This is a genomic window from Sphingopyxis panaciterrulae (genome assembly GCF_014199295.1).
GTDB classification, from domain to species: domain Bacteria; phylum Pseudomonadota; class Alphaproteobacteria; order Sphingomonadales; family Sphingomonadaceae; genus Sphingopyxis; species Sphingopyxis panaciterrulae.
In genome coordinates this window covers 128,741-142,330 of record NZ_JACIJH010000005.1, presented here as the reverse complement: position 1 = coordinate 142,330, position 13,590 = coordinate 128,741, and the positions used below count along the sequence as shown (strand labels likewise).

The window sequence follows — 13,590 nt, the reverse complement described above, 5'->3', positions numbered from 1 at the left end:
ATGTCGATCCTGTACGACGAGGGGCAGCAGGCGATCGCGAGCGAGTCGCGCCGCATCCTCGAAGCCCATGTCACGACCGAAGCGCTGCTCCCGCTGCTCGAAACCCGGGACGCGATCTTCGAGCCCTTCTGGACCATCGCGAAGGAACAGGGCTGGACCGCGGTCGCGTTGCCCGAAGCTTATGGCGGGCTCGGCCTGGGGCTCGTCGAGCTTGGGCTCGTCTCCCATCAGGCGGGCCGCAGCCTGTCGGGGGCGCCCTTCCTTACCGCAAGCTTCGGTGCCGCGCGCGCGATCCTCGATCATGGCGACGAAGCGCTGAAGCAGCGCTGGCTGCCCGTGCTGGCGGCGGGCGAGGCGATCGGGGCGGTCGCCTTTATCGAGGGGCAACGGGTCATCGGCGGCGGCCTCGCTTTCGAGGACGGCAAGCTGCGCGGGACCAAGTCTGCGGTGACCGGCGGCACCCGCGCGGGCGTCGCGATCGTGACCGCCCGAGACGGAGACGAAATGATCCTCGCGGTCGCCGAGCTTGCGGATGTCGAGCGCCGGCCAATCGAGAGCTTCGACAACAGTCGCTGCGCCGCCGACCTCGTCTTTGCGGAGACGCCGGCAATCGAATTGCTGCGGGGTTCCGTCGCCGAAGCGGCGGCGGTCCATATCCTCGCGCTGCAGGCAGTCGTCACCGCGCACGAACAGACCGGCGGGGCCGAAAAGCTGCTCGAAACCGCACGCGACTATGCACTGACCCGGCGCGCCTTCGGCCAGCCGATCGGCGCCTTCCAGTCGGTGAAACACCGCATCGCCGAAATCTACGCGCTCGTCGAGCTGGCGCGCGCGGGAGCAGTCCATGCCGCTTCGCGCGCGGGGCAGGACGACTTCATCGCCGCCGCCGCCGCGGCGCGTATCCAGGCCACCGACGGCTATGATACGGCGGCGCGCGATTGCGTCCAGATTCACGGCGGTATCGGGGTGACCTGGGAAGCGGGGCTTCATCTTCACATGCGCCGCGCGCGCAGCCTCGCGGTCGAACAGGGCAACCTCTTCTTCTGGGAGGATGTCCTCGTCGACCGCCTGCGGGAGAAAGCGGCATGAGCGACGTCGAAGCCTATCGCGAAAGAGCGCGCGCCTGGCTGGAATCGGTCGCGCCGCGCTTCGGCCGCGCCGCGCGCGCGGGCTTGAGCGAGGAAGAGGATCTCGCGCTCGGCCGCGCCTATCTCAAGGGGCGTTTCGCCGCGGGCTATTCGGGCATCAACTGGCCGGTCGAATATGGCGGCCAGGGCCTCAGCCCCATCGAGAAGGTCGCCTTCGATAGCGAAGAGATGGCGTTCGGCATGCCGACCGCCTATTTCAGCATCTCGCTCGGCATGCCGGTGCCGATCATCATGCGCTTCTGCGAGGACAAGGCGTGGGTCCGGGAGCGCGTGCACAAGGCGCTGACCGGCGAGGAAATCTGGTGCCAGCTCTTTTCCGAACCCGCCGGTGGATCGGACCTCGCCGGCCTGCGCACCCGCGCCGAGACCGACGGCAACGGCTGGAAGATCAACGGACAGAAACTGTGGACGAGCTGGGCGCAATATAGCGACTATGGCGTCATCGTCGTGCGGACCGATCCGACCGTGCCCAAGCACAAGGGGCTGACCTATTTTTGGGTCGACATGAAGGCGCCGGGCGTCACCGTGCGCCCGATCAAGCTCGCGGGCGGCGACAGCCATGTCAACGAAGTGTTCTTCGACGATGTGAAGATCGGCGACGACCATCGCATGTCGCCGGTGGGCGGCGGTTTCGCGGTCGCCATGGCGACCTTGATGATCGAGCGCTATGTCGCCACCGACAGCGCCGGCTTCGGGCCGCGCCTCGACCTGTTCGTCGCGCTCGCCGAAGCAGCCGAGATCAACGGCCGCCCGGCGATCGAGGACGGCCGCATCCGTCAGCAGATCGCGCGCAATTATGCGATGCGCAATTCGCTCGACGCGATCACCGCACGCGCCATGACGATGATGCAGGCCGGGATGGAGCCCGGCCCCGAAGGCTCGCTCAACAAGCTCGTCTCGGTGCGTTCGCGCCAGAAGCTGTCCGAACTGGCGATCGACCTGCAGGGCGCGACGGGGCTACATTTCGACGCCCACGCACCGGTCAAGCAGGATTGGGGCGCGAGCTGGATCAATGCACCGACGGGCCGCATCGCCGGCGGCGCCGACGAGATGCTGCTGAACACGATCGCCGAGAAGATCCTCGGCCTGCCGCAGGACCATCGCCCCGACAAGGGCGTCCCCTTCAACCGGATTCCCGCCTGACCACAAGGAACAAGACCATGGCCGAAGCCTATATCATCGACGCCGTCCGCACGCCGCGCGGGATCGGCAAGCCCGGCAAGGGTGCACTGTCGCACCTCCATCCGCAGCATCTTGCCGCGACCGTGCTCGCCGCGATCCGCGACCGCAACAACCTCGACACCAAAACCGTCGACGATGTGATCTGGTCGACCTCGACCCAGCGCGGCAAGCAGGGCACCGACCTCGGCCGCATGGCAGCGCTGTCGGCGGGTTATGAGATCACCGTGTCGGGCGTGACGCTCGACCGCTTCTGCGGCGGCGGCATCACCTCGGTGAACCTGGCCGCGGCGACGGTGATGAGCGGCATGGAGGATTGCGTCGTCGCCGGGGGCACCGAGATGATGAGCTATACCGCGCAGCTCGCCGCTCAGGAAGCGAACGCCGGGATCAAGCCGCTCGGCATGGGTGCCGGCCACGCCGCGCTCGATGCGCTCCATCCACAGTCGCACCAGGGCGTGTGCGGCGACGCCATCGCCGCCATCGAAGGCATCGACCGCGAAGCCGTCGACGCGCTCGCGCTGGTCAGCCAGCAGCGCGCCGACCGCGCGATCAAGGAAGGCCGTTTCGACAAGTCGCTGGTGCCGGTGCTCAACCCCGACGGCAGCGTCGCGCTCGACCATGAAGAGTTTCCGCGCCCCGAAACCACCGCCGAAGGCCTCGCCGCGCTCAAGCCCAGCTTCGATGCCATCGCCGATTTCGACCTTGGCGACGGGGTGACCTTCCGCAAGCAGATTCAGCGCCGCTACCCCGGCCTCGGGTTCAAGGGCGTCCATCACGCGGGCAACTCGTCGGGTGTCGTCGACGGCGCGGCCGCATTGCTCATCACCTCGAAGGATTATGCCGACAGGCACGGGCTCAAGCCGCGGGGACGCATCGTCGCCTATGCCAATATCGGCGACGATCCGACGCTGATGCTCAACGCCCCGGTTCCCGCGGCGAAGAAGGTGCTCGAAAAGGCCGGCCTGACCAAGGACGACATCGACGTCTGGGAAATCAACGAGGCCTTCTCGGTCGTCGCCGAGAAGTTCATCCGCGACCTCGATCTCGATCGCGAGAAGGTGAACATCAACGGCGGCGCGATGGCGCTCGGCCACCCGATCGGCGCCACAGGCTCAATCCTGATCGGCACCGCGCTCGACGAACTCGAACGCTCGGGCGGTCGCTACGGCCTCGTCACCATGTGCGCCGCGGGCGGCATGGCGCCCGCCATCGTCATCGAACGAATCTGACGTCGATCAACATCGATCATCAGCGATCGCAGATGCGCCCTGACCGCGGCAGGCAGTTCGCCGCGACCTTCGCCTGCAACGGCGACGATCACCGTGTCCGCGACCGAAATGCAGGCATCGCCCAGATGGCGGAACATGTCGATGTCCGCGAAACGGATCGGCACCGCCCTTGACCGCGGATAGGAGGCGACCGCCTTTCGCCATGCGTCGCCGAAGCGGATGTCGCCTGCCATTGCGTCTCTCCTTCGGGGTCGGGACCTAGCGGGCCTGCCCGGCCCATCGCCGCAGCGCCGCGGCGGTGAAATCGGGCGCCTCGCGCTGCGGCACATGGCCGCAGGCTGGAACGAGGCAGAGATCAGCATGCGCGATCGCGGCGGCAATCTCGCGCGAGCGGTCGGGCGCCACGATGCGGTCCTCTTCGCCGGCGAGGATCAGAGTCGGCGCCGAAACGGCGGCGAGCGAAGCGCGGTAGTCGGGCCGTCCCGCCGCCGCCGCTTGCTGTTCAGCGAACAGTGCGCCGTCGCAGCGCATCAGCATCGCGTGCGTCTCGTCGAGCAGACCCGGAACCGCGCGGCTCACGCGCGAGAGCATCGCGGGAGCGAGTTTTTGAGCCACTCCTTCGAAATCCTCCTTCGCCTGCGCGATCACGCGGTCGCGCGCCGCGCGCTGTTCGTCGCTGTCGGCGGCCGCCGACGTGCTGAGAAGCGCGAGCCCCGCCATGCGCTCGCCGGCCTGCCGCGCGATCTCGAGCGCGACATAGCCGCCCATCGAATGACCGCAGAGCGCGAAGCGTTCGGGAAGCTCTGACAGGATCGCCGCCGCCATCGCCGCGACCGTGCGTCCGCGCGGCACGAAAATACGCGTGACCGGCATGCCCCGCCAGCTCGCCGCGTCGGTCGCGATGCCGCAGATCGCAATCACCGGTATCGTCATCGGCCCTCTCCCGCCCGCCGGGCATCCCGACCCTAAGACTGCGTATCCTCCGCGATTCCGGCAAGGTCTCGCGCGAGGCCCTTCTTGGTCTCGACCTCCATGCCGCGCAGGATCTGGATGCGCTGCGCCTGCGGGGAGCCCGCGCCGTGGAGCGATTCGGTGAGATAGCCGACGGCGTTGCGGCCGAGCGTCATATTCTCGATCAGGCGCAGGATACGCTGGCGATATTCGACGGGAACATTGTGCTTGCCCTTCATATATTTCGCCAGGATCGGCCCGACCGTCTCGTGCCGGAAATCGGCATCCGACGGCATCGTCACCATGACCCCGCCGGCAAGATCCTGCGCGAGGCGCGAAATCTCGTAGGGGAAGCGCGTGACATTGTGCTTGCACACATTGGCGAGCATCGCGTCGTTCATATAGATGCCCGATGCCAGCGGCTTCGCCTCGTGGCTCGACGCGATCGCCGAGGAATAGATGGTCTCGTTGAGATGGGTCATCTCGACCAGCTTGTCCTTGATATGGCTCGCCGCCTCCGCGCCATTATAGTCGGCGACCTGCGCCGCGGCGCCGACCATCACGTCGCCGAGCCCGGTCTTGCAGACGTAGGAGGCACGGTGATAGGCGGTGAAGCGCGTCACCATCTCCTGCGCGAATTCATATTCGCCGTCCATCAGGACGTGCTCATAGGGGATGAAGACATTGTCGAAGACGACGAGCACTTCCTGCCCGCCGAAGCGCGCATTGCCCTGGTCGATATCGCCCTTCTCCAGCGCGCGCGTGTCGCACGACTGGCGGCCATAGATATAGGTGATGCCCGCCGCATCGCCCGGCACCAGCCCGACGATCGCGAAGTCGCGGTCGGCCTCGCCCATGTTCATCGTCGGCATGACGCAGATCCAGTGCGAGTTGAGCCCGCCGGTCATATGCGCCTTGGCGCCGGTGACGTAGACGCCCGCCTCGGTCCGCTTCGTCACATGCAGGAACATGTCGGGGTCGGCCTGTTCGTGCGGGCGCTTCGAGCGGTCGCCCTTGGGGTCGGTCATGCCCGCGCCGAGGATGATGTTGTTGCGCTGTGCGTGGCGCATGAACTCCAGGTAGCGCTGGTGATAGGGCGTGCCATGCTTCGCATCGATATCGAAGGTGATCGAATGGAGCACGCTGATCGTGTCGAGCCCGGCGCAGCGCTGGAAGCAGGTGCCGGTGAGCTGGCCCATGCGACGCTGCATGCGGTTCTTCATGACGAGGTCGTCCGGCGAGCCGACGATGTGGAGGAAGCGATTGACCGGTGCGTCGATCAGGTCGCTGTGCGCGGTCGCAAGGTCGGGGTCCTCGATCGCGAGATCATAGGTCATCTTCAGCGCATTGATCGACGGGCGGATGATCGGGTGGTCGACCGGCTCGTCGATCCGTTCGCCGAACAGCCAGACCTCGACGCCGCGGCCGCGGAGCGATTCGACATAATCGTCGCCGGTGACGATCGGCCGGAAGCGCGCCCAGCGATCGGCGGCGCTCTCTTCGCGGGGGTGATGGGTCATGTGCGGTCTCCCGATGTTGGTGAAAGTGCCGCGTAGCGTGAATCGGGAACACACAAACAGGGCATGACAGGCGAGGAAAACTCACCATAATGCGCAGAGCATGGCAACGATCGACGGCTATTATTTCGAAGTATGCACCAAGGGCGCCGAGCGGCAGGGCCGCAGCGTCGCCGCACTGGTCGCGGGAACAGGCCTCGACCCCGCCGATTTCGCGCGGCCGGGCTGGCGCGGGCCGGTCGAGGCGATGGCCGGCCTCGTGCGCAATATCTGGGCGAGCCTCGACGACGAATGGATGGGCTATACCGTGCGCCCGGCCGCACCGGGAAGCTTTGCCTTCGCCTGCGAACTGGCGCTCGAAGGTCGCGACGTCGCCGACGGGTTGCGCCGTGCCGCCCGCTTCTACAACCTTCTCGCCGCGGGGATCGAGACACGGATTACGGCGTCGGACGGCGGGCTTGCGGTCGAGGTGCGCTTTGCCGAGCCGGAGCGCGACCCCGACCATTATTTCAGCGAATTCTGGACGATCATCTGGCACCGCCTCGCCTGCTGGCTGGCGGGCGAGACGATCTCGCTGCTGTCGGCCGAATTCGACTATGCCCGCCCCGACGCCTATTTCGAGGAATTCAAATATCTGTTTCCGTGCCGGCACCGCTTCGACGGCGCGGCGCGACAGATCGTGATGGACGCGCACGCTCTGCACGCGCCGATCCGGCGCACGCCGGCCGAACTCGAAGCCATGGTCGCCGCGGCGCCGCTCGACATCATGACGATCCCCGCGAGCGACGCGAGCGTGGTGCGGCAGGTGCGCCAGCTTCTGACGCGCAGCCCAGACCTGGCACTGGGCGAACTGGCGGCCGCGACCGGCCTGTCGCCGCACAAGCTGCGCCGGCTGCTTCGTGCCGAGGGCGCGAACCTCGCGACGATCCGCGAGAATGTCCGCCGCGACAAGGCGGTGCGGCTGCTGACCGCGAGCCATGCGACGGTCGAGGCGATCGCCGAGGCGCTCGGCTATGCCGAGGCGCGCTCCTTCACCCGCGCCTTTCGCCACTGGACGGGGTGCTCGCCCTCCGAATGGCGCGCCGGCGGGGTCAGCCGTTGAAGGCGGCGATGTTCATCGCGAAGGTGCCGGCGCGAAAGGCGGCGATATAGCCCAGATCCTCGGCGCCCGCGAAAATGTTGACGTCGGAGCCGAAGCTGCTCAGCAGCCAGCGGATGATCGTCACCGAGCTCGCTTCCCAATAGAGCATCTCCTCGGGAATGCGCGAGGCGATGCGCCACACCGCGTCGCGGTTCCAGTCGCGCTCGTCGTTCGCGGTGTTGCCGCTCGAGAACAGCCCGTCTTCCTCGATCATGATCTTCCAGGCACCCGCCTCGACCATCGCCTCGGCCTCGCGGATCATCTTTTCGGGGCTGACCTTGCCGCGGTCGCCCGGACTCCAGCCCGTGATCTCGGGCTTCGCCTTCATCTCGAGCGCGTTCACCGCCTTGACCAGATTGACCTTGTCCTGGACCGACACCGAAACCAGCGCCGACGACAGCTCGACGATGTCGAAACCGAGTTCCTTCGACTGTTCGAGATAGCGGTGGACGGCAACCTCGCCGAGCGGCAGCACCGTCTCGATCAGCCCGCCGGTCGAGACCTCGATCCGGTTGGCGTGGAGATAGGCATTGATCTCCCTCACCCTGTCGCGGCTCACCAGCCGCTGGGTGCCGCAGGTCCATTTGACGCTGTCGACGAAGTCGCCGAGCCCGTCGACGATGCCCGCGAGCTGATGCAGCGAATAGGCGGGCGAGCGGATTTCGGTCAGCCCGATATTGCGCGGCTTGGGCCGGGGCTCGACGATCGGCACGATGTCGCTGAACGCCCGCTCCTTGGCGTCGGTCATGGCTTTCTGCTCCTGAAGGGGGCGTTCGATATTCATTCTTCTTCTTTCTCTGCGGTGGCCGACGGTTTCACCGTCGACAACAGCGCCAGCCCGACAGCCAGCAGGACGATCACCGGCACGAAGCCGGCTTGTTGGGATTCGGTCGCCTTGGTCGCCCAGCCGATCGCGAGCGGCGCGAGCCAGGCGGTGACGGTACCGGCCATCGCATAGAGGCCGAAATAGGCACCCGCCTCGCTCGCGGGGCTCAGGGATGCGAGCAGGGCGCGGCTCGACGCGGTGGTGCCGGATGTGAGGCCGGTCATGACGAGCAGCAGCGCCAGAAAGACGATGTCGGTGACGTGCCGGAACACCGGCCCGTCCCAGGCAAGCGACGCGCTGTCGAGCGGGATGAAGAAAATCCTGTCGGGCGCGGTGCCGACCACGACCAGCAAGGCGAGGATCATGCCGCCGAGCATGATCTGCAAGGCGCGTTTCGACCCGATGCGCATGTCGATGCGTGCCAGCAGCGCGGCGCCGATCGCCGACGCCGCAAGCTGGCCGATGCCAAGGAGCAGCAATTCGGTCGCGCTCCATCCCATCACCCCGCCCGCGAGGACGCCGGTGAAGATCGATATGGCGGTGAGGCCGTCGGCATAGATCATGCGCGCGAGCAGGAATTTGGCAGCGTTGGGCCGCGCCTTCAGATGGTTCGCAAGCCCGCCCAGATAAGCGAAGGCGCCCCGGAAGGATGCGTTCCAGCTCTTGTTCGTCGGTGGATAGTCGCGCGCATAGCGCAGCAGCGGCAGGCTCGCAGCGACGAGCAGCAGCGCGGCGAACACGGGCACGATGCGCAGATGCTGATAGCTGGCCGTATCGAGCCCGAAGAGCGGCGCCGCCGCGACGAACCGCACCCCGCCCTGCGCCGGCAGCGCGAGCGCGAGCAGCACGAAGATCAGGAACAGAAAGCCGCTCGACGCGCCGATGGTGATCGACAGGCCCGAAAGCCGCGCCATCGATCCGCCCGACGCCGCGACGGCGAGCAGCGAATTGTGCAGCATCTCGGTATAGGTATAGAAGAGCTTGCCGAGCACCAGCAGCGTCACGACCACCGCGACCGACAGCCCCGCCCCGCCCGGCTGCGCGAACCACAGCATCGCGACGACGCCCACGAGCACCGCCATGAAGGCGACGATCCACGGCTTGCGCGGTCCGCGCTGGTCGAGCAGCGCGCCGAGCAGGGGCGCGGTGCAGGCGGCGGCAAAGCCCGCATATTTGGCGAAATTCGCGACCTCGGCCTGTCCTGCGACCACGTCGCCGACGACCGTCTGCGCGAAATAGGGCATGAAGACCACGCCCAGCATGACGACATAGGGAATGCGCCCGCCCTCGAAGAGCGCCCAGCCAAGGCCGGCGCGATCGAGACGCGAAGGAGCGGATGCGGCAGCGGTCACGGTCGCCATCAGGCCGATCCGAACGCTTCGCGATCGCCGAAGGGATCGTTCACGAGCCGCGATTCGACGTCGAGCAGCATCGTCTCGCGCGTCTCCTTCGTATAAGCGGGCCAGCGCGGCAGCAGTGCGTTGTCCGGATCGCCGGTGCGCGCGAAGCTGGCCCAGGTGCGGCCCATCATCCGGCTCATCTCCACGACATGCGGCGAACCCGCGAACCAGGGGGTGCGGCTCATCTCGGTCAGATTGGCGTAATTGCCCATGACCAGCGGCACGTCGGTCGCGTGCCCCGCGCCGTGCGGACCGCCGGCCGTGCCGCCCGCGAAGGTCATCACATAGACCCAGGTCGGCGCCGCCCGCGCCGACGCCTTGGCATCGGCGAGCCGGTTCGAAAGATAGCGCCAGCTTCCCGCCGTTTCCACGCGCACCATCAGCGCGCCGGGCGAAAGATCGGGCCAGACCCGGCGATAATGCGCAAGGACCGCGTCGGTGCGATCGCCGAGCTGAACGAAGGGGCCGTCGGCGAGGCGCGCACGGACGTCGGCGGCGCTCATCGTTTCGAGCCGCCTGAGCCCCTCGGGACCCTGATAGCCCGCGATCGGCTCGTCGAGCGTGCTGCCGATCATCACCGGGATCGTGCGCGACGCCCCCGCGGCGACCGCGTCGCCGGGATGCCGGAGCAGGGTGACGCCGTCGACGAGCGGCTGCGGTCCGCCGCCGCCGCCATAGCCGCCCTCGGGGTCCTGCCCCGCCTTCGACAGCGCGGCGACGGCTGCGAGGATCGGTGCCGCAGGCATGGTCAGCAATTCGCGCGCCCGCGCGCGGTCGAGCCCGAGCCGGGCGAGCAGGCGCTCGCTATAGGCGGTCGAAGCCGCCCGCTCGAGGGCGGTCGACAGCGCGCCGCTCATCACGATCGCGCGGTGGAACAGCCCCTTCGCCGCCGGCATGGCGAGCAGGTGGCTGATCTTCTTGCCGCCGCCCGACACGCCGAAGACGGTGACGCAGGCGGGATCGCCGCCGAAGGCCGCGATATTGTCCCGCACCCATTGCAGCGCAAGGATCAGGTCGAGGTTGCCGACATTGCCGCTTTCATAGGCTCCGCCCAATATGTCGCCGAGATAGAGATAGCCGAGCGGCCCGAGGCGGTGATTGAGCGACACGACCACGACATCCTCGCTGCGCGCCAGATGCGTCCCGTCGCTCGACGGGGTCGATCCCGATCCGGTGCGAAAGCCGCCGCCGTGAAGATAGACCATCACCGGCCGCCCCGCGCCCGCACCGGCCGCGGGAGTCCAGATGTTGAGGACGAGGCAGTCTTCGTTCCCGGTCAGCCCGCGCGAGCCGAGCTGCGGGCATTTCGGCCCATAGCCGGTCGCCTCGATCACTGGCCCGCGCGACTTGAAGGGCTGAGGCGGCAAAAAGCGCGCCGCGCCGCCGGTCGGCTCGCCATAGGGAATGCCCTTGAAGATGCGGACGCCGCGGTCGCCGGTCCCGCGCACCGTCCCGGAAGTCGTTTCGACGAGGTTCATGTCCGCTCCCATGGCTCCGGCGCCTGTCGTCGCCACGGTCGCCGCGCCTGCCACCCCCGCGAGGAAACCGCGGCGATCGAGGGGAAGAGCCCATGGCAATATTGGCCTGATCGTCATGAACCCTTCCCCTTTCGCGGCGCCGCCAGGTCGCCGCTTTCCGTCGTCAGAATTTATAGCCGAGCTGGACGTAGAATTGGCGCGGCGGCGAGAACACGTCGATGTTGATGCCATTGGTGCCGCGCAGCTCGTTTCCGCCGATCTTGCCGTTGAAATCGAACAGGTTGGTCACGGCGAGCGCGGCGCTGAGGCCGCTGCCGCCGATGTTCGTCCAGTCGAGACGCACGTCGGTGGTCGTGAAGCCGTCGATCTGCCGCTGCGCCTCGACCCCGACATTCGGCTCGCTCGAAGAGAAGCTGCCGCGATGATAGATATTGCCAGACAGCGAAATATCGGGGGCCCCGTCGATCATCCGGCCGAAATCGATGCGGGGCCGGATGCCCCACAGCCATTTCGAGACATTGGCCGGGTGAAAGCTGGTCAGGTCGAACGGAATCGGAAAAGCATCGAATTGTCCGGTGTTCGGATATTCCAGATATTTCGCGTCGGTCAGGGTCACGAAGCCGCCGAGCGTGAACCAGTCGTAGCTGGCCGAGGCGTCGAGATCGAAGCCCTGGATGCGGATCCTGGCGACGTTGGCGACATAGGCGACGGGGTTGCCGTTGACCGGCTGGGTGACGTTGCGCTGGGCATTGTCGAAATTGTCGCGATACACGTCGAACGAAACCAGCCCGCGCAGCGGCCCGTTCCGCCAACTGTATTTGGCGCCGATTTCGTAATCGGTGACGATCTCCGCGTCATATTGCTCGAAGCCGGCCGGAGCGTTGGCGCCGTTGAAGCCGCCAGGGTTATAGCCGCGGCGGGTGGTCGCATAGACCATGAGATCGGGGTTGAAATGATATTGCGCCGCGAACGCCCATGTCCCCTTTTCGAAGGCGAGGGTCTGGAAGCTTTCGCCCGGAATGCTCTTTATGTCGCCGGCGATGACGAACGGCGCCGCGCCGTTGATCTGGACCCTTTGCGTCGGAAGCCCCGAGTCCAGGATCGAAAGCGACGAATAGCTCGCCTGCGCCGAGGACCGCTTGCTCCAGGTATAGCGATAGCCGGCGGTCAGCGAGAGCTTGTCGGTCACGTCGAAGGTGGCCTGCGTATAGACGGCGCGGTCCGTCGAGCGACTCTTGCCAAGGGTGATCCGTGCGCCCGAATAGCAATAGAAGCTGCCGTCGGCGCCTGGCTCGGCCACGGTGCCGGCCAGCGTGCAGGCGACGGCATTGCCCGCCTGGCCGAGATAGCCGCCGTACAGAAGAACGGCGCTCTGCTGATAATGGGGCGACCAGTTCTTTTCATAGAAGAAGCCGGCCGTGATATCGAGGCGGTCGTCCAGCAGGCTGGCCTGCGCCTGGACCTCCTCGGTCAGGGCGCGCGGGCCCTGCCCCGGCCCGTCGACGAGTTCCAGCATCGGCAGATAGAGGCTGTCGACATTCTGGGCGCTGTTGCCGCGACGGGAATTGCTCTGATAGCTGAAGATATTCTTCAGGGTCAGGAAATCCGCGACCTCGAACTCGGTCGTGTTGATGACCCCGATCTGCCGCTGGTTGACGCTGGGGAAGGCGACATTGTTCTCATTGACGTCATAGACCGAGCGACCTTCCTGATCGTCGACGGCCCCCTGCGCCAGATCGAGCCAGGTCGGACACACGCCGCCGGGGCAGTCTATGGCGTTGAGCTGTGCCAGCGAAGGTGCGATGCGCTGCGAATTGCCGCGCTGGATGGTGCCGAAGGGCCCGAGGTTGACGACCGCGCTGAACGGCCGTGCGATGGTCGGGACGCCCGACCGGACAGGATCCTCGATATAGTCGACGGCCCCGATCATGGTATTGGTGATGCCCTCGGTCGGCGTGAATTCGAGGATGGCGCGGAACGACCGGCCATCGCGACCGTCGAGGCGCCCCCCATCGTAGCGGTTGGAGGAAAAGCCGTCGCTCTTGAGTATCTGCCCCGAGACGCGAAGCCCGAGGACATTGTCGATAAGCGGACCGCCAACGGCAAATTCCACATCGCGGCGACCATGTTCGCCGACCTTGAGGTCGACGAACCCTTCGAACTCGTCGCCCGGTCCGGTCGGCGAGAACAGGACGGCACCGCCGGTCGTCACGCGACCGAACAGGGTGCCGACCGGGCCCTTGATGACCTGAACATTGTCGAGGTCGAAAAAGTTGGATTCCAGACCGAAGCTGGGAACGTCCGCGAAATAGGTGACGACGCCGGTGCCGCCGCCCTGGCCGCGAATAGCGAACCGCGAGGTACGGCGGGACAGGCCGAGCGCGCCCGAGGACCCCATCTGCGCGGTCAGGCCCGGGGTCAGCTTGACGAGATCCGGCGCGAGGGCGACATCGTTGCTGCGAAGCTCCTCCCCGCTTGCGACGCTGACCGCGATCGGCGTTTCGAGGATCGATTCGTCGCGGCGACGCGCGGTGACGATGATCGCGCCGTCATCGCCGGCGGCTTCGGCCGCAGGCGCCGCGCCCTCGGCCTGCGCCAGCGCGGCCGCGGGTAACAAGGTTGTCAGGCTCGCAGCCGCCAGCAGAGCCATGCGACGATTCTGCGCGCGACGCGCATGGTCGTAAATCCCGGTCATCCCTCTCCCTCCTCCGTTCTTTT

General features: G+C 66.8%; 11 protein-coding genes. 4 read left to right on the top strand and 7 right to left on the bottom strand.

Annotated elements, in window-relative coordinates; all coding sequences use genetic code 11:
- From FHR21_RS10150 to FHR21_RS10140, 3 genes are read left to right on the top strand one after another with little or no spacing between them, the layout of a single operon-like run.
- Positions 1-1,089 (top strand): acyl-CoA dehydrogenase family protein, encoded by a 1,089-nt coding sequence (locus tag FHR21_RS10150; RefSeq protein ID WP_184097839.1) that lies wholly within the window; start codon positions 1-3, stop codon positions 1,087-1,089.
- A complete protein-coding gene (locus tag FHR21_RS10145; protein WP_184097837.1) occupies positions 1,086-2,291 on the top strand; it encodes an acyl-CoA dehydrogenase family protein in 1,206 nt (401 codons plus the stop codon). Before FHR21_RS10150 ends, FHR21_RS10145 begins: the two co-directional genes overlap by 4 nt.
- A 17-nt stretch (positions 2,292-2,308) precedes the next feature.
- On the top strand, positions 2,309-3,559 hold the full coding sequence (locus FHR21_RS10140) for an acetyl-CoA C-acetyltransferase (RefSeq protein ID WP_184097835.1): 1,251 nt from the start codon (positions 2,309-2,311) through the stop codon (positions 3,557-3,559).
- On the opposite strand, the gene FHR21_RS10135 is transcribed toward FHR21_RS10140, so the two are convergent.
- The 3 genes from FHR21_RS10135 to FHR21_RS10125 are packed head-to-tail and all read right to left on the bottom strand — an operon-like array spanning position 3,493 to position 6,030.
- Positions 3,493-3,792, bottom strand: coding sequence for a hypothetical protein (locus FHR21_RS10135; RefSeq protein ID WP_184097833.1), 300 nt, complete (start codon positions 3,790-3,792; stop codon positions 3,493-3,495). The genes FHR21_RS10140 and FHR21_RS10135 overlap by 67 nt on opposite strands.
- 25 nt (positions 3,793-3,817) lie before the next feature.
- Positions 3,818-4,492, bottom strand: coding sequence for an alpha/beta fold hydrolase (locus tag FHR21_RS10130; RefSeq protein WP_184097831.1), 675 nt, complete (start codon positions 4,490-4,492; stop codon positions 3,818-3,820).
- Between the two features lie 32 nt (positions 4,493-4,524).
- Positions 4,525-6,030 (bottom strand): 4-hydroxyphenylacetate 3-hydroxylase family protein, encoded by a 1,506-nt coding sequence (locus FHR21_RS10125; RefSeq protein WP_184097829.1) that lies wholly within the window; start codon positions 6,028-6,030, stop codon positions 4,525-4,527.
- A 100-nt stretch (positions 6,031-6,130) separates the two neighbouring features.
- On the opposite strand from FHR21_RS10125, the gene FHR21_RS10120 reads away from it, so the two are divergent.
- Entirely contained in the window at positions 6,131-7,129 is a 999-nt protein-coding gene (locus FHR21_RS10120; RefSeq protein WP_184097827.1) for an AraC family transcriptional regulator, read from the top strand.
- Here the strand turns inward: FHR21_RS10120 and FHR21_RS10115 are convergent.
- From FHR21_RS10115 to FHR21_RS10100, 4 genes are read right to left on the bottom strand one after another with little or no spacing between them, the layout of a single operon-like run.
- A complete protein-coding gene (locus FHR21_RS10115) occupies positions 7,119-7,916 on the bottom strand; it encodes a phosphosulfolactate synthase (RefSeq protein ID WP_184097825.1) in 798 nt (265 codons plus the stop codon). The two genes, FHR21_RS10120 and FHR21_RS10115, sit on opposite strands and share 11 nt — an antisense overlap.
- 32 nt (positions 7,917-7,948) lie before the next feature.
- A complete protein-coding gene (locus FHR21_RS10110) occupies positions 7,949-9,355 on the bottom strand; it encodes an MFS transporter (protein ID WP_184097823.1) in 1,407 nt (468 codons plus the stop codon).
- The gene (locus FHR21_RS10105; protein WP_184097821.1) at positions 9,355-10,989 is read right to left on the bottom strand and encodes a carboxylesterase/lipase family protein; all 1,635 of its coding nucleotides are present in this window, start codon (positions 10,987-10,989) and stop codon (positions 9,355-9,357) included. Before FHR21_RS10105 ends, FHR21_RS10110 begins: the two co-directional genes overlap by 1 nt.
- Before the next feature lie 46 nt (positions 10,990-11,035).
- Positions 11,036-13,567, bottom strand: a complete 2,532-nt coding sequence (locus FHR21_RS10100; protein ID WP_184097819.1) for a TonB-dependent receptor — start codon at positions 13,565-13,567, stop codon at positions 11,036-11,038.
- Between the last annotated feature and the right edge of the window lie 23 nt (positions 13,568-13,590).

What these genes read in the sequence shown, in the direction of transcription:
- FHR21_RS10150 (WP_184097839.1), top strand. Translation starts at nt 1, where the DNA reads ATGTCGATCCTGTACGACGAGGGGCAGCAGGCGATCGCGAGCGAGTCG.
- FHR21_RS10145 (WP_184097837.1), top strand. Translation starts at nt 1,086, where the DNA reads ATGAGCGACGTCGAAGCCTATCGCGAAAGAGCGCGCGCCTGGCTGGAA.
- FHR21_RS10140 (WP_184097835.1), top strand. Translation starts at nt 2,309, where the DNA reads ATGGCCGAAGCCTATATCATCGACGCCGTCCGCACGCCGCGCGGGATC.
- FHR21_RS10135 (WP_184097833.1), bottom strand. Translation starts at nt 3,792, where the DNA reads ATGGCAGGCGACATCCGCTTCGGCGACGCATGGCGAAAGGCGGTCGCC.
- FHR21_RS10130 (WP_184097831.1), bottom strand. Translation starts at nt 4,492, where the DNA reads ATGACGATACCGGTGATTGCGATCTGCGGCATCGCGACCGACGCGGCG.
- FHR21_RS10125 (WP_184097829.1), bottom strand. Translation starts at nt 6,030, where the DNA reads ATGACCCATCACCCCCGCGAAGAGAGCGCCGCCGATCGCTGGGCGCGC.
- FHR21_RS10120 (WP_184097827.1), top strand. Translation starts at nt 6,131, where the DNA reads ATGGCAACGATCGACGGCTATTATTTCGAAGTATGCACCAAGGGCGCC.
- FHR21_RS10115 (WP_184097825.1), bottom strand. Translation starts at nt 7,916, where the DNA reads ATGACCGACGCCAAGGAGCGGGCGTTCAGCGACATCGTGCCGATCGTC.
- FHR21_RS10110 (WP_184097823.1), bottom strand. Translation starts at nt 9,355, where the DNA reads ATGGCGACCGTGACCGCTGCCGCATCCGCTCCTTCGCGTCTCGATCGC.
- FHR21_RS10105 (WP_184097821.1), bottom strand. Translation starts at nt 10,989, where the DNA reads ATGACGATCAGGCCAATATTGCCATGGGCTCTTCCCCTCGATCGCCGC.
- FHR21_RS10100 (WP_184097819.1), bottom strand. Translation starts at nt 13,567, where the DNA reads ATGACCGGGATTTACGACCATGCGCGTCGCGCGCAGAATCGTCGCATG.